The sequence below is a fragment of the Neobacillus sp. DHD-1R genome (assembly GCF_057747995.1).
Window position 1 is genome coordinate 4,334,785 of sequence record NZ_CM173232.1, and the last position, 20,115, is coordinate 4,354,899.

Genomic DNA, 20,115 nt, shown 5'->3' on the forward strand with positions numbered 1-20,115 from the left:
TTAGTTGATCATATCGTTTAAGCGGAAACCGGCGATTTTATACACCTCATTCAATGCGGTACTAAATTCCACCTCATAGTCAAAGTTCAGCCGTTCGTTCATAGCAGAAAGGATGGTGTCCTTGTTTTGCCCCTTCACAGCCATGATAAAAGGAAATTCAAATTTCTTCACATACTGCTGATTAAGTGATGTAAACTCCGCAAACTCATCCTTTGATAACCGATCAAGTCCTACACCTGCCTGCTCTTTTTGGGAAACCTCTGACATTTTTAATCTAGTTCCAAGATCAGGATGGGCACGGAGAAGGGCCAATTGCAAGGGTTCCTCGGCATTTTGTACGATCGTCACCATTGTTTGGCAGAGTTCCTCACGTGATTTAAACGGCAGACTCTCCCACGCCGTCGAAGCGACCCATGGGGAGTGTTCAAAGACCCAGCCTACAGTGCCTATGAACACCTCTTTTTCCATTTGATTTAATTTCTGTATGGATAAACCAAGTTCACTATTACTCTCTTTTTCTTTTAATGTCTCTATTGCCTTTTCAACTGCCCGAATGATTCCGCTATACCCGGTACAGCGGCAAAGGTTTCCGGAAAGGGCTTCCTGTATTTGTGCTTGTGTCGGTTGAGCATATTCATCGAGTAACGCTTTTACAGCCATAATCATACCTGGTGTACAATACCCGCACTGAAACCCCCACTCTTCTAAAAATGCCTGTTGAATTGGATGAAAATCTTTTTCTGCTAATCCCTCTATCGTACAAATCGATTGATTGTTTGCCTGGTACGCCATAACCAAACAAGAGTTAACTAATTTGCCATTCATATGGACGGCACAGGCACCACAGCGCCCAATTTCGCAGGACATTTTCGTACCTGTTAAAACCAAGTCCTCGCGGAGAATATCCATAAGTCTTGCTGTCGGTGCCACCTGTAATTGATGGCGGACACCATTTACGGTAAGTGTGAGTTCTATTTTAGGGGCCTGCGGCACTGGATCTGAACTCTCGACAATATTTTTTACATCCATGGTTTCATCTCTCCCAAACTGATCGATTTTAGTAAGAATTCAGGAGAAACGGGCAATTTGTTTACCCAACAACCTGTTGCGTCGTAAATGGCCCTCACAATAGCAGGAGCCACAGCTACCGTTCCAATCTCCCCTACTCCTCTTGGTCCGAAAGAATCGCCATCAACTAGTTTTTCCACCGCCTCGACATTCATTTCGTAGGGAACATCACAAATCGTAGGAATGAAGTAGGAATCAAAATTATCAATTAGATAAAATCCTTTCTCCATTTGCGCTTCCTCCATTAGGGTATAGCCTAATGCCATCACACCTCCCCCTTCAATTTGTCCTTGATAACCCAAAGGGCTGACCACAGGACCTGCCGCCACTGCCTGGTCGATAGCGCTCACCTTCACTTTTCCGGTCAACAAATCCACCTCAACAAGGACAAGAACAGCAGCGAATGCATATAAATAGTGACTGCCCCCTACCGTTGCATCCGGACTCGTCGGAAAGTCAAAGGCCGTATGAACGTTAATAGAACGACCAATTGGCATTTTTTGTGCTATCTCGGTATACGTTACATAAGGTTTCTCTGCTTCCCCTTCATCAGCCAGCCATATCCCGCCTGGTCCCAAGCGAAGCTGATCAGTAGCGATACCAGTTATGAGCTGCGTTAGTTCTAAAACTTGCTTACGGAACGAATCCTTCATTCTGTTGAGAGCCTGCCACACCATGCTGCTTGCTCTTGAAGCAGTGGATGAGCCGCTGACAGGCACCAAAGCCGTATCACCGATAACAATCTTGATGTCTTTGTCCGTACAGCCAAATTCCTCGATTAGTAATGTCTCAATGACCGCCAACAGCCCTTGACCACACTCTTCAAAACCAAAAGCTGCTTCAATCTTTCCATCTTTTGAAAAAGAAAGGCGGCCTCCAGCTGGATCAACTCGGTCAACTCCAAGTCCTCCTCCATGCATGGTAAGGGCGAACCCGGCACCTCTTAGCTTCCATCTATCACTAGTCTCATGTTTCCAATCTGTCGCTTTTCCCACATAATATTGTTTTATGATTTGAAGTACGTCCCATGCCCCATTTGTAGGAGCAATTCTTTGCCCTAATGGCCCAGGATCTTCTGTTTTTCGTAAATTTTTCAGTCGAAATTCAAATGGATCCATTTGCAGTTTTTCTGTAAGACGGTCGATTTGCCCTTCTAGAGCATAGGTTATCTGGTTTCCTCCGAAGCCTCTGAATTCACCCGCCACACCATTATTCGTAAAAACGGAAAACCCCTCTATATCAATATGAGGGATCATGTATGGACCAGGTGCATGCTCGACTGCAAAATCCAAAATGGCAGGACCCAAAGTGGCATATGCTCCTGTATCAGCAATAATTTTTACCTTGTGGGCCAGAATGTTCCCTTGTCCATCGGCACCTGTTTTCATCGTAATTTTCATCGGGTGACGTTTAAGACCTGCTTTTACAGACTCTTGCCGGCTTTGGTGAATCTTCACAGGACTGTTGGTGGCGAGGGCGAGGATCGCCGCATACGGCTGAATATTTAACTCATCCTTTCCTCCAAACGAGCCTCCCATCGGACTCGAAACGACACGGATATCCGTTTCTGGCATATCGAGAATTCTCGCCAATTGAAACCGATCTTTAAACCCATGCTGTGTTCCAACATAAACGTTTAATTTACCGTCTGGTTCAGGGACAATTACACCACCCTCTGTTTCCATATAGGCATGCATTTGTCTAGGAAGTTCATAGGTTTCTTCCACCACCACACTGCAATTTTGAAAGCCCTGTTCGACATTTCCTTTTTGGTAATGTGCATGATGAAGGATATTTCCAGCCGGATGAAGAAGTGGGGCATCGGGTCGAAGCGCCTCTTCTGGACTGTCCAATACAGGAAGCGGCTTATAATCTACTTTAATTAATCGGATAGCCTCCAGTGCTATTTCTTCTGTATCTGCAGCAACAGCTGCAACCGCATCACCAATATAGCGAACACGGTCCTCACACAACACAGGCTGGTCTGGAAAGATAAGCCCAAAGCCATTTAAACCAGGAATATCTTGATAGGTTACAACCGCCCTAACACCCGGATGCTGCTTTGCCTCTTCAGTCGAAATGGATACTATTTCAGCATGCGGATGTTCACTTCTTAAAATTTTCCCAAATAACATGTTGGAAAAAGCTAAATCAGTAAGATATTTCAGGGTGCCGGTCACCTTTTCGGGGCCGTCAGGACGTACTCTCCTTTTCTTTTCGGAAAAGCTAGTTCGTAATGTCATAAGATTCCCCACCTCTAACCGGCTAATCTAACAATCTCGGAAATAATCATATTAGCTGCAACTGTTTTTTTATAATCAGCTGTTGAGAAAGCGTCCGTTGTAGAATTTAGCTCTTCATGAATACCTTGGTATAGCTTCTTTAACAATTCATTGGACAAGGTTGAACCGATTAGGTACTGTTCACAATCCACCAGTCTTTGAGGCGGAGTATGGCTGCCAACTGCAGCAAGCCGAATGTACTCCACTTCCTTCTGCTCATTTAGATGACAACAGCCAGAAATGGTCACAATGCTGGGAGAAAATGCCTCACGGTGCCCAATTTTTTTATAAAAATAACTATCTTTATAGGCTTCTATTTTTTCAGATAGGTAAATACAGATGAGAATAGAATCGGGAAAGGCAATACCCTCTTTTATTAAATCTGCTAGAGATTTAACGTGAATTCCCTTACCATCAAATAAGGAGAGTGTGGCCTCCATCACCAAAAGAGCAGGTATGGAATCGCCAGCGCCACCTGCAATATTTCCGCCAATGGTTGCTTTATTACGAATCGCCGGTGCGGCAATCGTCTTTACAGCCTCTACTAAAAGGGGGAGATGATGTAAGAGGCGACAAACATCTAATGTCGTTAAAGCCCCAATTCGCGTAACGTTTTCTCCATGAACCAGCTGTTTCCCCCATCCATGCATAGCTTTGATTTGTTCCAAACTTATCAAATGGGGCGGGTAGGCAAGACCTTTTTCCCAATGGGTCTGCATGAGCGTTCCACCAGCGATAAAGCAAGCCTCTTTGCCAAGTTCTTGTTTTAATTGCCATGCTGCAGCCAACTCATCAGGCAGCCAAACAGCTGGTGAGTTAACCATTGTTGCTCCCTTTCTGATCATGGCTGATGCCCACTCCTTTCAATCCCTCATAATCTTCCTTTGTATCAATATCTAAAAAATCCCAGCCATTCTCATAATTTACTAGTTCGCCTGCTGGTTTTTGTTTTTGAAGAAGCCTTCTTGCGCCCTCATCCCCTTGCAGCTCCAGCAATTGTGGAAATGTTTGTGGCGAAAAAATAATCGGCGGCCTTGGTATCGCCTGATAACAGGCTGCGAGAAACGGGATAGTCATACCTTTTTTCCCATGCTGTTCATATTTTAGGACTAAATCATTTATCACCTTTACTGATAAAAAAGGCTGATCGGCCAGAAGCATCATTACACCACTTGGCTCCCTTTTTTTTGCAGCCAGTAAACCGCACCGTAAAGAATGCGCTTGCCCTTTGTCTGCATTTTGACAAGAAATAGGAGTCCATCTATTTCGAAGGGGTGCTTGAAATAAAGCAGAATCTATCCACTGAAAGGGATCACCCACTCTTGTCACAACAATAATATGGGACAGTTCCGACTTTATCGCATTCTCGAGTGCTGAACTTCCAATTGTTGTCCCACCAAAAGAAAGTGCAAGTTTATTTGCCTGCATCCGACTGCTCTTGCCTGCTGCAAGTAAAACAGCAATGATCCCGTTATCCTTCAATGACAGACCCCCTTTTCAAACTCAAATATGGATAGACCTCCTAAAAAACAGCCCTGTTTAATCTATTTTTCGAACTCAATGGAAGGTTTGAAATGTTTTTTATTTAGAAAATAATGTTAAACATTCTCCCATCAGCTTTTCACTAATAATATCCAAAAGATGAACTAGCATCTACATTGGCGTCATATAATCTTACATATAATTTTCCTTATTTTACATTTATTGCGAAAGGAAAAGAGAAAGGGAATGTGGACTCACTGACAAATTTTTTTCAATGATATGATTGTGCTCCCTTCTAACGTGGTTGTTTTTGAAAAGTCTGTTAGAGAACCTAACATCATTCGAGAAAATATGGGTGTGTTATAGAATAATGTAACTCAAGCTCACAAGGAAAAGTTCCGCTACTATTCCTTTTGCTTATGATGAATAATACTTTTTTGTTTAACATGGCATTTGACGCATGTAAGCAAACGTTTATTTTATATATAGTAGATGGGAGAGGTTGTTATGTCAGATTTTCAGTTAATGGAAAAAGCAATTGAGGTAGCTCTTAATAACGTGTTAACCAGTCACGGGGGACCATTTGGAGCAATTGTTGTAAAAGATGGGAACATTATTGGTGTGGGACGGAATGAAGTAACAGCTTCAAATGATCCAACTGCACATGCTGAGGTACAGGCCATCCGCGAAGCCTGCCGAAATTTAAATGCCTTTCAGCTTGATGAATGTGAGATTTATACGAGCTGCGAGCCCTGCCCAATGTGCATTGGTGCCATTTATTGGTCCCGTCCAAAGGCTGTTTATTATGCCTGCACCAAACAAGATGCAGCGAAGATTGGGTTCGATGATCAGTTCATTTATGACCAACTCTCACTCCCGTTAGAATTCCGTAAGATACCCATGAAACAAATTTTCCCTGCCAATGGCGACCTGCCATTTAGAACATGGGAGAAATCTAGAGAAAAAGTGGAATACTAGAACATGCAATCACCTGTGTATGAAAAATAAAACTCAAACCAAAGAGGATGTTAAAGATGGAGAGTAATCATTTAAAAAGAAGAATCTCTGTTGCATCTGGAAAAGAGCCGGCAGATACTGTGATAAAGAATGGAAAGATAATTGACGTCTTTAATGGTGAAATAATGGAAGGAGACATTGCCATTGTGGATGGATACTTTGCAGGCATCGGAGAATACAAAGGGGAAAATGTAATTGATGCAAAAGGTCGTTATATATCTCCCGCATTCATTGATGGCCATGTTCATATAGAGTCGTCCATTGTTACGGCTATGGAATTTGCCAAGGTACTCCTGCAGCATGGAGTAACCACTGTGATTGCAGATCCGCATGAAATTGCCAATGTGTTAGGAGCGGACGGGATCCAATATATGCTTGACTCTACCGAGAACCTTCCATTTGACTTTTACTTTATGCTACCATCAAGCGTCCCAGCGACTGCCTTTGAACATTCCGGTGCTACGCTCACAGCAGAAGATTTAAAACCATTTTATGCTCATCCACGCGTTCTTGGGTTGGCAGAAGTAATGAATTTCCCAGCCGTCTTAAACGCAGAACATGATATGCTAAATAAGCTTTCTGACAGTCAAAATAATGGAAAAAAAATTGATGGGCATGCTGCTGGTTTAAGCGCAAATGACTTGAATGTCTATATGTCTGCGAGCATAAGAACAGATCATGAGAGTACAACTGCTGCTGAAGCAAAAGAGCGGCTCCAAAGAGGGATGTACCTGATGATCCGCGAAGGCACCGTTGCCAAAGACTTACATCAGTTAATTCCAGCTGTAAATGTGCGCAATGCTCATCGCTGTCTATTTGTTACAGATGATAAACATTTGGATGATCTAGTCCATGAAGGCAGTATTGATCACAATGTACGGCTGGCAATTGCTTCTGGACTCTCCCCTATAACCGCCATTCAAATGGCATCCATCAATGCCGCAGCATGTTTTGGCCTGGAAGAGAAAGGTGCCATTGCCCCGGGATACAAAGCTGATTTTATCTTGTTCGATAGTCTAGAAACGATTAACATTTTAAATGTTTATAAAGACGGGCTTGCTGTAGTCGAGGATGGGCTCCTTGTAAAGGAATTAGAGCATAGCAATTCCGTTCCACCTGCCTCACTAAGAAAGACAGTTCATTTCCATGAGCTTACGGAAAATAGCTTTCAAATTTCTTTAAAAAGCAATAAGGCAAATGTTATTGAAATCATCCCGAATAGTCTCGTCACGATCCATGCGATAGAACAAGTGCAAATTTGCGAACAAGGATTTTTCCAGCCATCTATTATAGAGGATCAATTAAAATTAGCGGTAATTGAACGTCATCAAATGACAAAAGAAATTGGCTTAGGGATTGTTAAAGGTTTAGGATTAAAATCGGGGGCAATTGCTACCACCATTGCCCATGATTCCCACAACCTCATAATTGCCGGAACCAACAATTCTGATATGGTTGTGGCAGCCAATGCCATAAAAGCGATGCAGGGTGGTATGGTTGTGGTTAACCAAGGGGGAATTCTTGCCTCATTGGAACTTTCCATCGCCGGATTAATGTCTGATCGTTCCTATCAAGAAGTTTATGCCAATCTAAACGAGGTACACCTTGCCCTCAAAAAATTGGGGGCCAACGATCATTTCAACCCATTCTTAACCCTATCCTTCTTATCTCTTCCGGTCATTCCAGAACTGAAGCTTACAGATCAAGGGTTATTTCAGGTTTCTACATTTAACCATATTAGGATTGATGCAGATTGAAGCTTCTTTATAAAGATAGTGGGTGTTGAAAGACGAAAATTCTTGTAGGGGGTTTGTCCTTCACAGAGCCTCTTGTTAAGAAAAGTGCAAGCTCCCTGGTCAGCGGCGTATGGCCTGGAGCTAGACAAAAGAGCCTTTTTCATATTATAAAGCTATAGATTCTTGCTCCACTGCCCGCTTACTATAATACCGGTGTAGAAAATGTCCGTTTAACGAGGCCAGCACTTGTTGAAAAAGCATGCCAACCACCACTGGAACTGCTACTGCTGGAGGAAAAAAGGAGACGGCTAATACAGCACCGGCGCTGATATTTCTCATCCCTCCAGTGAAAGTAAGGGTGATAATGGTATCCTGCTCCCTTTTCATCAAACGACCCACTAAAAAGGAAAACAAGTATCCGGTTAAGGCAATGAAAAAGACAACGGCTACAATCCCTGTCAGCTTAAGACTGATATCTTTTAAATAAGGAGCCACAACTGACCCATTTAGCATAACCACAATTCCTAGGCATATTTTTGAAAAAGGAGCCAGACGAGCGCCTAATTGCTGATTGATTTTTCCTTTTGTGGCTTGGTTTAAAGCCATCCCTATCAATGATGGAATCACAACCATCCCCATCATTCCTTTCATAATACTAACGAAATCCATTTCAACCTGTTGTCCAATAAATAACGAAAGCGAAAACGGAACAATAATCGGCGATAGGAAGGTATCAATCAAAATAAGCGATAAGACCAATGGGATGTTTCCTTTATAGATGGAAACCCAAATAAAACTCGTCACACCGGTTGGAATCACCATTGCTAAAATTAGGCCAGTAATCGTGTAAAGATCACCAGAAAAAGCGATATGCCCAATCCCCCATGCCCAAATTGGCATTAGGACATGCAAAATCACCAACCCGATAATAATAGGAAACGGATGGAGCATCACATTTTTTAACGAGCGGAAATTGGAACTTAAACTTCCCGCAAAAGTCATAAAGGCAAAAATCCATGGAATTAAATAAGAAAAATCTTTTATATAGGCACTGAGTAACACACCGATAACAACACTAACGGGCGTAATCAGTGGGATGATTTTTACAAGTTTTTTATTTATTGTTTCCAGCATTTGCTTCTCTCTCCCTGACATTCTTCATGTGCACGAAGTTATTCATGCGCACTCTCCATAAAAGAATATCACAATTTCCAATCAGGGAACGAGATAGATATTTCGGAAATCGAAAAAATGGGTAGATGTGGATACTTTGATAGCTAAATAAGTTTATGTAACCAAAAATATCGTTTATCATACTGTATATTGCCTTGTGTTTTTTCCTTTGGAAGGAGAGTAAATATGTACTACACCCCTTTTCATTACCCAGCATTTCCTCCCATGTTTCCTTTTCCAACATATACGGTAAACTATCCAATTTATCGGACGTATCCACCCGTGGATATTAAAATATTTGAAGGTTCCGTAAAGTCTTTTCGCTTATTAATGGAACAAGGAAGTATATTGTTAGACCGCTTAGGTAACGTTGATTTCTCCCGAAAACTGATGAGTGCAGCGCAGCAAGGGAAACATACCGAAGTTGATCGTCTAATTAAGACGATCGGTCTAAAAGTCCCTGTGCAAACTAATTTTACACCGACCGGTGTGAATTTCATCTTATCAACACGCACAACACAAAACCAACCAATTAACTGCTGTTCCTTAACGGTAGCACTGAAATGGGGGCAATAATCTTTTGCGTCAAACTGAGCAATCTAAAAAGTGGTATCCAAATTAATTCCGGATACCACTTTTTTAATTACTATTTAAAAGATACTCTTCCATTTGGACGGCCGGGATTGGTTTGCTAAACAAGTACCCTTGACCAATCTTACATGCATTTTTTCTTAAAAAGGTAAGTTGTTCGTCTGTCTCAATTCCTTCAGCAATAACGGTAAAATTCAAATTCAAGCCCATATCAATAATCGTTTTTACCATAATTCCTTGGTTAGAATGGTGAAGAATATCATCGACAAAGGATTTATCTATTTTAATTTTATCAATTGGCAGGTGCTTTAAATAACTTAACGAAGAATAACCAGTTCCAAAGTCATCAATGGCGAGCAAGACACCTCGTTTTTTCAATTCATTAAGGATAATCGTTGACTTCTCTAAGTTTTGCATGATACTTTCTGTGATCTCTAATTCTAATTGATTCGCCTCAAGTCCCACTTCATCAAGCACCGTTGAAATATACTCGATTAGGTGGTCATCCTCAAACTGCCGAACAGAAACATTTACAGCGATGGGAACATCCCTATGAAGCCCCGCTGCCTCCCATGCTTTCCTTTGGTTACAGGCTTCCCTTAATACCCATTTTCCAATCGGTACAATTAAACCAGTCTCCTCTGCTAATGGAATGAATTCTGAAGGAGCAATCGCCCCATGCTCCGGATGCTGCCAGCGAATTAACGCCTCAATTCCTACTAATTCTCCTGTTGATAAGGAAACTTGCGGTTGATAATGTAAGATAAATTGCTGGTTCTCTATCGCCCTTCGCAAACCGTTCTCAAGCTCCATTTTCCGAATCGATATACCATTCAAAGGAGAAGAATAGAACCGGAATTTATTTTTTCCGCGTTCTTTGGCTTGGTACATGGCTGTATCTGCATTTTTAATTAACGTTTCCTCATCTACACCATCAGTTGGGTAGAGACTAATTCCAATGCTAGGCGTGACAAAAAATTCTTGACCATTCACCTCTAAAGGCTTAGAAAATTCAAATAGAATCCGCTCTGCTATCCGGGTGACGCCATTTTTATCCATCCCTTCCAGCAGAATAATAAACTCATCTCCACCCTGTCTAGAAACAAATCCCACATTTTCTACTGTCCATCCTAATCGATGCCCTGCCTTTTGGAGAATGATGTCACCAACTGTATGACCCTTTGTATCATTAATAATTTTAAACCGGTCTAAATCTATGAATAATACAGACAGCATTTTATTCTCTTGCTGGCTATTTAATGCTTTATTAAGATGACTTCTAAATCCGTTTCGGTTTGGTAAACCTGTCAACGAATCAAGATAGGCCATCTCCTGAATGGTTTTCTCAGCAACTTTCCTCTCCGTGATATCCCTGCCCACGACTTGAACAGCATTTCTGCCTTCATAAAGAATAGGAGCAGAAGTCATCTCTACATCAATTGCTAAGCCGTTTAATTGTTTCACCTGAAATTCAAGCCTTATTCTTTGATCGTGATAATGCCTTCCTTTATTTCTAAAGACTTCCACAATTTCACTTGGCACAAACTGCAATGGGGATTTTCCAATCAGTTCCTTGGGATGGGCAGCGCCCACCAATTGGCAACCCGCTTCATTAATATATTCGATTTTATCATTATTGACGACCGCGATAATGTCAGGAGACATTTCTACTAAACTACGGTAGCGATCCTCACTTTCCTTCCGATCAGTAATATCAAACAAGACACTATTAAAATCTACAAAGTTTCCATTGCTATCAAGTGTAGGAAACCCTCTGTCCTGGATCCAGCGCACTTCTCCATCTGGCCGAATAATTCGGTACACATTGGTAACGGTCTCTCCTCTTTCCAACTTCTTAGCTCTGTCAGACAAAATAGGTTGATCTTCAGGGTAGATAACCTTTCTCCACAGATCTAAATTCTCATAAAAATCGATAGACGTGTAGCCATACAATTTTTCAATTCCTGGCGTAATTAATAGAGTATCTGATTTTAAGTCATGGGACCAGATAGCAACATCGAGGGTATCAAAGATATTTTTCAATTTCAGCTTATTTTGTCTAAACTCTTCATCCCTTTTCTTCGTTTTCTTAATGGTAACAAACAGAAGAGGCAGCATAATGATCAGGGTAATAATAGAGGTATACTTCACCAATTCAATAGAAGGATAAAAGATAGAAACAGCTAGATTGAGCAGCCCTGTAAAGACGAACAAACTAAAAAAAAGCTTCCATTGTAGTTGATCAATTAGTTTATTTATTCCCATGTATGTTTCTCCCTTGTTCCATGCATTTGGTGGAGCCGCCCTTATCTTTATCGTAAACCTTTATTCACAAAATTTCTTATGTCGGCTAAATATTATAATTATCTTTAAAGTAACAAATATCGACAAATTTGACAATCGTAGGTTTTACCAATTAGCAACGTTCTCAATACTTTAACCCCACTTCAAGGACTTGTTAAAGTACGCTTATTTTACTGCTTCACATGATGTTTACAGGCCATAATTGATGCCACAATTAAAGCAGTTCAATAATTTGTCAAAACAATTCTAACAAACTGTGAACTTATCACTATAGCCGTGGTATTAATACAAAAAAGTTATATATTGTAAGTATAAAGAACAAAACAAAAAATGAAGGGCGGAATCATTTATGTTTAATGCATTTTTAAGAGAAAATAAAATTGCAGCAGCCATCCTAACAGTCCTACGTTTATATCTTGGCTATTCTTGGTTCACAGCAGGTTTAGGCAAATTAACAAGCGGCGGCTTTGACGCTGCTGGATTTTTAAAAGGCGCAATTGCGAATCCGGTAAAAGGTCCAGACGGCGCAGTCGTTTTTGGCTGGTACGTTGACTTCTTAAAACATATTGCCTTGCCAAATGTTGATATCTTCAACATCATGGTCCCTTGGGGTGAAACACTCATCGGTTTAGGTTTAATCCTAGGCTGCTTAACCACAACGGCGATGTTCTTTGGTCTAGTGATGAACTTCAGCTTCTTCCTTGCAGGCACCGTATCTCACAACCCTAGAGACATTTTCTTAGGCTTCATCATCTTAACAGCTGGTTATAACGCCGGCAGAATCGGCTTAGACCGTTGGGTGATTCCATTCGTTAGAAAAATGAGCAAAAAAGAAACGGGTAACAAAAAACCGAAAGCAATAGCTTAATTTTGTAAAAGAAAGACGATTCGGCTTCCGAATCGTCTTTCTCCTTTTTTGATATAAATTCAATGACCAATTCAACTTTTACTTTTTAAAATACGGAAGCATTGTTTTTAAATAATTGATGCTTATTTCCAGGCTTTGAAATGGAGTGAGTCGACTAATATCCTGTTCAACGATCCACCACTCGACACCAGCTTCCTTTCCCGTTTGAAGTACCCCCTCGATATTCACTCCGCCTGTTCCTAGTTCTGCGAAAAACTTCTCCTCATCGGTCGTCATGTCTTTCAAATGAATGAGCGGCGTTCGGGTTTTATACCGATTCATCCACTCAACTGGTTCTTCTCCCGCTTTTGTCAGCCAATATATATCTAGTTCAGCTTTCACATTTTTCGCACTCGTATCATCGAAAATCGTTTCAAGTGCTTTTCTACCGTCTGACAGATTGTCGAGCTCAAAATCATGATTATGATAACAAAGTGTAATACCTTCACCTAGGCAAACCTCACCTGCTTTATCTAAAAAGGAAACAAGTGCATGGTAATCCTGTTCACTTCGGCGCTCTGGCATTAAATATGGGCAAACCACATATTTACAACCTAATAATTTCATATCTTCAATGACACCAAACAAATTGGTTTCTAATTCATCAAGCGGTACATGGCAGGCAGCTGCTTGAAGACCAAGATCGTCCAATAATGATTTAACTTCCTGTGCTGTTAGGCCGCCAAAACCAGCGAATTCCACACCATTAAACCCGAGCTCTGCCACTTTTTTTAATGTGCCCGCAAAATCCTTCTCGCTTTCATTACGCAATGTATACATTTGAACAGCCACTGGTATACTTTGCATCTCTACACCCACCACATTTGGGAGACAGGCTCCTCAATCAAAACAGATTTTAAATTATTAACGGCCCGCTTAAACCCTTCATCAATTGACATAATTGGGTCTTCATGTTCAATACTGACCACATAATCATAACCATAGGTTCTTAACGCACTCATCATGTCAGACCATTCTTTTAAGTCATGTCCACAGCCAACCGAGCGGAAAGACCAAGCTCTCGTTTTCACTTTTCCATATGGCTGCATATCGATTAAACCATACATATTCACATTTTCCTGATCAATATAGGTGTCTTTGGCATGAAAATGGTGAATCGCATTTTCTTTTGCTAAAATTTTTATTGCGGCCACTGGGTCAATACCTTGCCACCATAAATGGCTTGGATCTAAATTAGCACCTATTGCATCACAGGTTTCCTCTCGAAGCCTCAATAATGTATATGGTGTGTGGACTAAAAAACCGCCATGAAGCTCGAGACCAATCTTAACATTATGCTCCTTAGCATATTGACCAACCTCTTTCCAAAAGGGAATCAGTTTTTCTTCCCATTGCCACTTTAACACTTCTCCATATTCATTTGGCCATGGGGTAACAGGCCAGTTTGGATATTTTGCTCCTTCATGGTCACCTGCTGTACCTGAAAAGCAGTTAACAACTGGAACTTCCAAAAGCGAAGCAAGTTTAATCGTTTTTAATAGTGTTTCGTGTGAGTTCTCAGCAAACGCCTTATCAGGAGAAATTGGGTTGCCGTGACAGCTGAAAGCACTGATCGTTAGGCCGCGTTGCGCCACTTTCCCAATATAGTCCTGACGGGCTTCCGTACTATCTATTAAAGAATCTAAATCACAATGATTGTTTCCTGGATAGCCGCCCGTTCCAATTTCCACTGCATGGAGCCCTGCTTCTTTTACAGTATCAAGCATTTCTTCGAATGATTTTTCCGCAAATAATACGGTGAACACACCTAGTTTCATAGTAATTCTCCTCCTAAAGTTTCGCTTATACTTCCTTCACTCTGACGATTTGTTTCGTTTCACTTGATTGAAGCGCTGCCAAAATCACCGCTAATGATTTCAGGCCATCCTCACCAGGAACAGATGGCTCTTGATTTTGAATAACAGCATCGACAAAATGGTTGATAACTTGAGAGTTACTTTGTCCGCCCTCTTCATTGGATTGAATTTTCCCAAGCTGATAATTTACCACTTCTCCATTCTTATACTGAACAGATAGGGAATTGACTGGATCATCCTCTAAACGTAAGACGGCCTTTTCTCCATAGATAATGGTTGAATTATCTTCTTTTACGTACGCCCAGCTTGCAGCAAGAGTACCAATGATGCCTTTTTCTGTTTTTAATACGCAAACAGCATTGTCATCAACATCGGTAAAATCTTTTGCGTTTGTTTCTACAAATGAACCTACTTCTACAATTTCTTCCCCTAATACATATCTCAGTAAATCGGCTTTATGGACACCCAAATCGCCCATTGCCCCAACAAATGCCTTTTCCTTTTCAAAAAACCAGCTGTCTTTTCCATCTACACTCCAGCCCTCTGGACCACCATGACCAAAAGCTGTCCGGAAACTATAAATCTTACCAATTTCACCATTGGCAATTAACTGACGTGCTCGTTGATGTGACGGCACAAAGCGTTGATTATGTCCAATCATTAACTTTTTGCCGTTTTCTTTAGCAGCTGTAACCATGGCATCAGCTTCCTGCTTTGAAGTAGCCATCGGCTTTTCACAAAGTACATGAAGTCCATTATTTAAGGCAGCGATTGAGACAGGTGCATGAAGATAATTAGGTGTACATACGCTGATTGCGTCCACTGTACCACTGCTGATTAGTTCTTCAAAGTTTGTGTAAGCCACAGCTTCGTACTTCAGGGCAACTTCTTTCACACGGTCTTCATTGATATCACAAACAGCAACAATCTTAACATTTTTATTTGCTTTATATTCGGGTAAATGGCGATACTGTGCAATACTGCCGCATCCAATTATTCCAATTCTTAACTTTTCCATTATCTTTGTCCCCCTTTGATTATTTCTAGTGGTTTCGCATTTCCATAGACAGGACGTTCACGTTTAACAGGCGCTGCCCATTTTACTGCATTGATAATCACGCGCTGAATTTGTTCATTATGGTAGGTCGCGTAGGTTTCATGTCCGGGTCTGAAGTAAAATACCTTTCCATTTCCGCGTTTGTAGGTAATTCCGCTCCGAAATACCTCGCCGCCTTCAAACCAGCTTGTAAAAATAAGTTCATCTGGCTGTGGAATATCAAAATGCTCCCCATACATTTCTTCTTTTTCTAATTCGATATATTCAGAGATTCCTTCAGTAATTGGATGGCTTGGGCTAACGACCCAAAGGCGTTCTTTCTCATCTGCTTCCCGCCATTTTAAATCACAGCTTGTTCCCATTAACTTTTTAAATATTTTTGAAAAATGACCGGAGTGAAGGACAATCAGTCCCATTCCATCTAGAACACGCTGCTGGACTTTTTGAACGACTTCATCTTTCACTTCTCCATGTGCTAGATGCCCCCACCAAACTAAAACATCGGTAGTAGCTAGTACCTGATCTGTTAAGCCATGCTCGGGCTCATCAAGGGTAGCTGTTCCTGTTTCGAAGCCTTCAGCCTGAAGGAATTGGGCAATGGTTCCATGGATACCGGTTGGATAAATATCCCTGACAACAGGATTTTTTTGCTCATGACGGTTTTCATTCCAAACTGTAACTTTCAACATGATTAACAACTCCTTTAATTGTCACTTTATATCTTATTTTAAAGAGATTTCGTGAAACTGCTTACATTAAAAAATAAGTGGAAGATATTAAACTCCATATTCTTTAATATTAATCTTTAAAAATTATCAACAGTCATTACAGGCTATACTTTATTTGAGAACGTCTAGACCCTATCGAAGTCCTTTATTACTTCATTCGTTTCGGCTGCTTTAAAAATAGTTTCAATCAAGTGTAAGATACGCAACACTTCCGTATTCTTAACGATTGGTTCGGCTTTTCCTTCAATCACAGAAACTACATTATCGTAAAAGCTTTCCATTTTTGACTCAACTTCTGGTAAATTTGATGTGCTGACAGCTGCTTCTGAAGGTGGTGCCATTGTTTTGGTTAGTCCTTGCCCAGCTAGAATCGGTTTTGGCGCTTCTACATCTGTACCTAGGTTTTGGGTTACAATTTTACCAGATATGCTCCAATCATTGATTACCGCTGTTCCAGTAGTCCCTTTTACATACCATCTTGGCAATTGGATAAAATTCGTTGTCCCTACTTCGATTAAAGCTGCGCAGCCATTTTCAAAGGTGATATGTGTTTGAAAGCCATCATCTACTTCATCGCCTAAAATATAACTTAAATTGGCGTAAACACTCGTAATCTTACTGTCCACCATAAAGAGCAATTGATCTAGTAAATGAACTCCCCAGTCTAGCAGCATTCCTCCTCCATTGGCTTTCAAGTGGCGCCAATCTCCCGGAATCCCATTTGCACCTTGTACACGAGATTCAATATGAAAAACGTTACCGATAATATGTTCATCGTAAATTTTCTTTACTGTGAGAAAATCTTTATCCCATCTACGATTTTGGTGGACAACAAACTTACAATCATTCTCTTCTGCCACCTGCATAATTTCTTCTAAATCTTCGCTATAGATCGTGACAGGTTTTTCACAAATAACATGCTTCTTTGCGTTTAATGCAGCAATGGCTAAATCTTTATGCACATCGTTTGGCGTTGCAATCAGAACGAGATCGACTTCCTTATCAGCTAAAACAGCGGAGAAACTTTCATACACTTTATATCCATCTTCCAGGGATGCCTCCCTTCTCTCCTCACGAATATCAAAAGTCCCAATTACGTTTATATTTAGGTTGTCCTTTACAATTTTTGCATGATAGCTTCCCATTCCACCATAGCCAACAATAACTAGATTATAGTTTTTATTCGTCATGTTGATTTGTCCTTTCTCCATTTACCTTTTATTTTTGAATGCGTCTATGCCTTACTTATTTGATTCCATCTTAAACCGTGTATATACAAATAAACATAGATGATATAATTGTTATATCAACTATTTTGCTATTTTATTTTTTCAGAAGGTGAAGAATGACGACAAACATTTTCTTTTGCGGGTATTCCTATCATACTCAGCGATATCATTCCCAACATAAAACAGGATTCCCGGCATATCTTTTTCGACTTCAAACAGAAGGAGTCTGCGAAGTAGTGGTAAAGGGAAAAAAAATGGTTCTTGAGAAAGGAAATCTCTTGCTCATTCAACCAGGTGATCATTATGAACTGTTGGTTAAAGAGAACCAAATTAGCGGGGACTATCATTTATCCTGTGAAGGCCCTTGGATTGATGAATGGTGGAACCGTTCAATCAAGCAGACTGTATCGAGGATTGATCTTGATGAAAAGCTTTTGGTCTTATGGCGCCATATCATTAGCGAAGAACGCCGGCCATTATCTGAAGAAAATAATGAACTCTCTGATTATCTACTGCGTGCACTTTGTTTATCCTTAGAACGAGCAGTCAATGAGAGGAAGTCGTCCTTCAATCGCCCTTATACAGTAACCCGAATGATGCGATACATTGAAGAACATGCTACTACAGCCTTTAAAGTGGAAGATGTTGCACGGCATGCAGGTCTTAGTGTCTCCCGTTCCGTGCATCTATTTAAAAGCACTGTTGGAAAAACGATGATTGAATATGCCGTGGACATTCGTTTGGCCTCTGCAGTAGAACGGATGAAATATACCACTATGAAACTTGAACAGATTGCCGAAGACTGCGGATTTGGCAGCTATCCTTATTTTCACAGGGTTTTTCAGAAGAAATTTGGCATATCTCCAGGAGCCTATAGGCGTCTAGAATAATTGAATAAATTGTTCCTATAAATTCACATTTCCTAAATATCTTTACAGAAAAAAATAGAAATGCACGTAAAAATAGTCCAAATTTGTGCAAAAATAGAGATGACCCAAAAAGGGGGAAACTCCTTTTTGGGTCATCCAGTTGGTGAAATGTCAGGTTAGTCGTAAAACTGACGACTTTTTTAAGGTTATTATAAACATTTAACCGACATCATAGTTTTACAGCGAAAGCTTCATACGGTTTTAAATCTATATGATTAAAGTCAACTGATGATCTTTGATAATTACTAATAATCACATCATTACTTTGTCCCAAATCCGATAGTTGCACGGTTGCCATTTCTAATCCAATGTTGGTCACTACAGCCCAAGTTTGTCCATCATAACGACGTAGATACATAAAGACTTGCTCAGGTACATCCGTTACTAATTCAAAATCTCCCCAGACCACAATTGGATTATTTTTTCTCAATTGTATCAATTTTTGATAGCAGAAAAAAATAGAATTCGAATCTGCTAGATTTTCTTTTACATTGATCTGATGATAATTGGGATTCACATGTAACCAAGGTGTGCCTAGTGTAAAACCAGCATTTTCTGTATCATCCCATTGCATTGGTGTCCGAGCGTTATCTCTTCCCTTAGCGTTGATAGAAGCAATAATTTCTTCTCTTTGATAGCCGTTTGCTAAACGCTCATGATACATATTTACACTCTCAATATCATCGACTTCGCTAATATCATGGATAGGGTAATTGGTCATGCCAATTTCTTCCCCTTGATAGATGTAAGGCGTCCCCTTCATCAGATGCAGCAAAATGGCAAACATTTTTGCACTTTCCACACGATAGGTTGTATCATTCCCCCACCTGGATACAATCCTTGGTAAATCGTGGTTGTTCCAAAACAAACTGTTCCACCCTTCATTACCTAAGGCTGTTTGCCACTTACCAAGGGCCTGTTTTAACTCCTTCACCTCTAATGATTTAAGGTCCCATTTTTCTTTACCGGGTTGTTGGTCCAGACACACATGTTCAAACTGAAAGACCATGGATAACTCATTTCGTTTCGGATCTGAATAAAGTTTAGCAATTTCAGGTGTTGCCCCCCAGGTTTCTCCTACTGTTAACACATCGTATTTACCAAAGGTTTCCCGATTCATCTCTTGCAAGTAATCGTGCAATTTCGGTCCATTTCCGGTGACTTCTTTATCAGGAATTTTCCCAACTAAATCTATCACATCCATCCGAAATCCGCCGACACCCTTTTCCAACCAAAAATTCATCATATCCCAAACTTCTTGTCTGACTTTTTCATTTTCCCAATTTAAGTCCGGCTGTTTTTTGCTGAAAAGATGCAAGTAATATTGACCACTCTTTTCATCAAACTCCCATGCTGAACCACTAAACGTCGATTTTAGTAAATTAGGTACACCACCGTCAACAGGATCTCGCCAAACGTAATAATCACGATATGGATTGTCTTTACTTTTACGGGATTCTATAAACCACTTATGCTCATCTGATGTGTGATTAACAACTAAATCCATAATGATTTTGATGTTTCGTTGGTCAGCCTGTTTTATTAACTCATCCATGTCATCCATCGTTCCAAATTCCGCCATAATATTTTGATAATCACTAATATCATAACCATTATCATCATTTGGTGACTGGTAAACAGGGCTAAGCCAAATAGCTGTAATTCCTAGTTCTTCTAAATAGTCTAATCGTCGAATAATCCCTTTTAAATCACCAATGCCATCGTCGTCGCTGTCCTGAAAACTCCGTGGATAAATCTGATAAACCACCGCAGTTTGCCACCATTTCATTTTCAC

At 40.5% G+C, this 20,115-nt stretch carries 17 protein-coding genes; 5 read left to right on the plus strand and 12 right to left on the minus strand.

The genetic code is table 11. The features are described 5' to 3' along the window. From uraD to AC3ANL_RS21425, 4 genes are read right to left on the minus strand one after another with little or no spacing between them, the layout of a single operon-like run. A complete protein-coding gene (uraD, locus tag AC3ANL_RS21410) occupies positions 1–1,029 on the minus strand; it encodes a 2-oxo-4-hydroxy-4-carboxy-5-ureidoimidazoline decarboxylase (protein WP_488326376.1) in 1,029 nt (342 codons plus the stop codon). After that, entirely contained in the window at positions 1,020–3,311 is a 2,292-nt protein-coding gene (gene pucD / locus AC3ANL_RS21415; RefSeq protein WP_488326377.1) for a xanthine dehydrogenase subunit D, read from the minus strand. The genes uraD and pucD overlap by 10 nt, the downstream gene beginning before the upstream one ends. Positions 3,312–3,325: 14 nt before the next feature. After that, positions 3,326–4,195, minus strand: coding sequence for an FAD binding domain-containing protein (locus AC3ANL_RS21420; RefSeq protein ID WP_488326378.1), 870 nt, complete (start codon positions 4,193–4,195; stop codon positions 3,326–3,328). Continuing rightward, positions 4,167–4,832, minus strand: coding sequence for an NTP transferase domain-containing protein (locus AC3ANL_RS21425; protein WP_488326379.1), 666 nt, complete (start codon positions 4,830–4,832; stop codon positions 4,167–4,169). Before AC3ANL_RS21425 ends, AC3ANL_RS21420 begins: the two co-directional genes overlap by 29 nt. Positions 4,833–5,339: 507 nt before the next feature. On the opposite strand from AC3ANL_RS21425, the gene AC3ANL_RS21430 reads away from it, so the two are divergent. Together AC3ANL_RS21430 and ade are read left to right on the plus strand one after the other, a co-directional pair. Then, positions 5,340–5,810, plus strand: coding sequence for a nucleoside deaminase (locus AC3ANL_RS21430; protein ID WP_488326380.1), 471 nt, complete (start codon positions 5,340–5,342; stop codon positions 5,808–5,810). Between the two features lie 56 nt (positions 5,811–5,866). Further along, positions 5,867–7,606 (plus strand): adenine deaminase, encoded by a 1,740-nt coding sequence (ade, locus tag AC3ANL_RS21435; RefSeq protein ID WP_488326381.1) that lies wholly within the window; start codon positions 5,867–5,869, stop codon positions 7,604–7,606. A gap of 144 nt (positions 7,607–7,750) precedes the next feature. Here the strand turns inward: ade and AC3ANL_RS21440 are convergent, their stop codons facing one another. Continuing rightward, positions 7,751–8,719 (minus strand): bile acid:sodium symporter family protein, encoded by a 969-nt coding sequence (locus tag AC3ANL_RS21440; RefSeq protein ID WP_488326382.1) that lies wholly within the window; start codon positions 8,717–8,719, stop codon positions 7,751–7,753. A 225-nt stretch (positions 8,720–8,944) separates the two neighbouring features. Between AC3ANL_RS21440 and AC3ANL_RS21445 the strand changes: the two genes are divergently transcribed. Further along, a complete protein-coding gene (locus AC3ANL_RS21445; RefSeq protein WP_488326383.1) occupies positions 8,945–9,334 on the plus strand; it encodes a YuzC family spore coat inner layer protein in 390 nt (129 codons plus the stop codon). A 63-nt stretch (positions 9,335–9,397) separates the two neighbouring features. Here AC3ANL_RS21445 and AC3ANL_RS21450 read toward each other — a convergent pair whose 3' ends face one another. After that, positions 9,398–11,614, minus strand: a complete 2,217-nt coding sequence (locus AC3ANL_RS21450; RefSeq protein ID WP_488326384.1) for a bifunctional diguanylate cyclase/phosphodiesterase — start codon at positions 11,612–11,614, stop codon at positions 9,398–9,400. A 388-nt stretch (positions 11,615–12,002) separates the two neighbouring features. Between AC3ANL_RS21450 and AC3ANL_RS21455 the strand changes: the two genes are divergently transcribed. Further along, the gene (locus AC3ANL_RS21455; protein ID WP_488326385.1) at positions 12,003–12,521 is read left to right on the plus strand and encodes a DoxX family membrane protein; all 519 of its coding nucleotides are present in this window, start codon (positions 12,003–12,005) and stop codon (positions 12,519–12,521) included. A 78-nt stretch (positions 12,522–12,599) separates the two neighbouring features. Here AC3ANL_RS21455 and AC3ANL_RS21460 read toward each other — a convergent pair whose 3' ends face one another. From AC3ANL_RS21460 to AC3ANL_RS21480, 5 genes are all read right to left on the minus strand, one after another. Next, entirely contained in the window at positions 12,600–13,367 is a 768-nt protein-coding gene (locus tag AC3ANL_RS21460) for a sugar phosphate isomerase/epimerase family protein (RefSeq protein ID WP_488326386.1), read from the minus strand. Between the two features lie 2 nt (positions 13,368–13,369). Then, positions 13,370–14,338, minus strand: a complete 969-nt coding sequence (locus tag AC3ANL_RS21465) for a sugar phosphate isomerase/epimerase family protein (protein WP_488326387.1) — start codon at positions 14,336–14,338, stop codon at positions 13,370–13,372. 25 nt (positions 14,339–14,363) lie between these two features. Further along, positions 14,364–15,395: a Gfo/Idh/MocA family protein gene (locus AC3ANL_RS21470; protein ID WP_488326388.1), complete on the minus strand. Its 1,032-nt coding sequence runs from the start codon at positions 15,393–15,395 to the stop codon at positions 14,364–14,366. Next, complete coding sequence (locus AC3ANL_RS21475; protein WP_488326389.1) at positions 15,395–16,123, minus strand: ThuA domain-containing protein; 729 nt, start codon at positions 16,121–16,123, stop codon at positions 15,395–15,397. Before AC3ANL_RS21475 ends, AC3ANL_RS21470 begins: the two co-directional genes overlap by 1 nt. Before the next feature lie 164 nt (positions 16,124–16,287). Then, the gene (locus AC3ANL_RS21480; RefSeq protein ID WP_488326390.1) at positions 16,288–17,352 is read right to left on the minus strand and encodes a Gfo/Idh/MocA family protein; all 1,065 of its coding nucleotides are present in this window, start codon (positions 17,350–17,352) and stop codon (positions 16,288–16,290) included. A 155-nt stretch (positions 17,353–17,507) separates the two neighbouring features. Between AC3ANL_RS21480 and AC3ANL_RS21485 the strand changes: the two genes are divergently transcribed. Beyond that, the gene (locus AC3ANL_RS21485; protein WP_488326391.1) at positions 17,508–18,281 is read left to right on the plus strand and encodes an AraC family transcriptional regulator; all 774 of its coding nucleotides are present in this window, start codon (positions 17,508–17,510) and stop codon (positions 18,279–18,281) included. Positions 18,282–18,489: 208 nt separating this feature from the next. On the opposite strand, the gene AC3ANL_RS21490 is transcribed toward AC3ANL_RS21485, so the two are convergent. Then, the gene (locus tag AC3ANL_RS21490; protein ID WP_488326392.1) at positions 18,490–20,115 is read right to left on the minus strand and encodes a glycoside hydrolase family 13 protein; all 1,626 of its coding nucleotides are present in this window, start codon (positions 20,113–20,115) and stop codon (positions 18,490–18,492) included.

Bases quoted from the DNA above. Each gene is read 5' to 3' on its own strand.
- AC3ANL_RS21475 (WP_488326389.1), bottom strand. From the start codon at position 16,123: ATGTTGAAAGTTACAGTTTGGAATGAAAACCGTCATGAGCAAAAAAAT.
- AC3ANL_RS21420 (WP_488326378.1), bottom strand. From the start codon at position 4,195: ATGATCAGAAAGGGAGCAACAATGGTTAACTCACCAGCTGTTTGGCTG.
- AC3ANL_RS21460 (WP_488326386.1), bottom strand. From the start codon at position 13,367: ATGCAAAGTATACCAGTGGCTGTTCAAATGTATACATTGCGTAATGAA.
- AC3ANL_RS21470 (WP_488326388.1), bottom strand. From the start codon at position 15,395: ATGGAAAAGTTAAGAATTGGAATAATTGGATGCGGCAGTATTGCACAG.
- ade (WP_488326381.1), top strand. From the start codon at position 5,867: ATGGAGAGTAATCATTTAAAAAGAAGAATCTCTGTTGCATCTGGAAAA.
- uraD (WP_488326376.1), bottom strand. From the start codon at position 1,029: ATGGATGTAAAAAATATTGTCGAGAGTTCAGATCCAGTGCCGCAGGCC.
- AC3ANL_RS21485 (WP_488326391.1), top strand. From the start codon at position 17,508: ATGACGACAAACATTTTCTTTTGCGGGTATTCCTATCATACTCAGCGA.
- AC3ANL_RS21465 (WP_488326387.1), bottom strand. From the start codon at position 14,338: ATGAAACTAGGTGTGTTCACCGTATTATTTGCGGAAAAATCATTCGAA.
- AC3ANL_RS21445 (WP_488326383.1), top strand. From the start codon at position 8,945: ATGTACTACACCCCTTTTCATTACCCAGCATTTCCTCCCATGTTTCCT.
- AC3ANL_RS21430 (WP_488326380.1), top strand. From the start codon at position 5,340: ATGTCAGATTTTCAGTTAATGGAAAAAGCAATTGAGGTAGCTCTTAAT.
- AC3ANL_RS21450 (WP_488326384.1), bottom strand. From the start codon at position 11,614: ATGGGAATAAATAAACTAATTGATCAACTACAATGGAAGCTTTTTTTT.
- AC3ANL_RS21455 (WP_488326385.1), top strand. From the start codon at position 12,003: ATGTTTAATGCATTTTTAAGAGAAAATAAAATTGCAGCAGCCATCCTA.
- pucD (WP_488326377.1), bottom strand. From the start codon at position 3,311: ATGACATTACGAACTAGCTTTTCCGAAAAGAAAAGGAGAGTACGTCCT.
- AC3ANL_RS21440 (WP_488326382.1), bottom strand. From the start codon at position 8,719: ATGCTGGAAACAATAAATAAAAAACTTGTAAAAATCATCCCACTGATT.
- AC3ANL_RS21480 (WP_488326390.1), bottom strand. From the start codon at position 17,352: ATGACGAATAAAAACTATAATCTAGTTATTGTTGGCTATGGTGGAATG.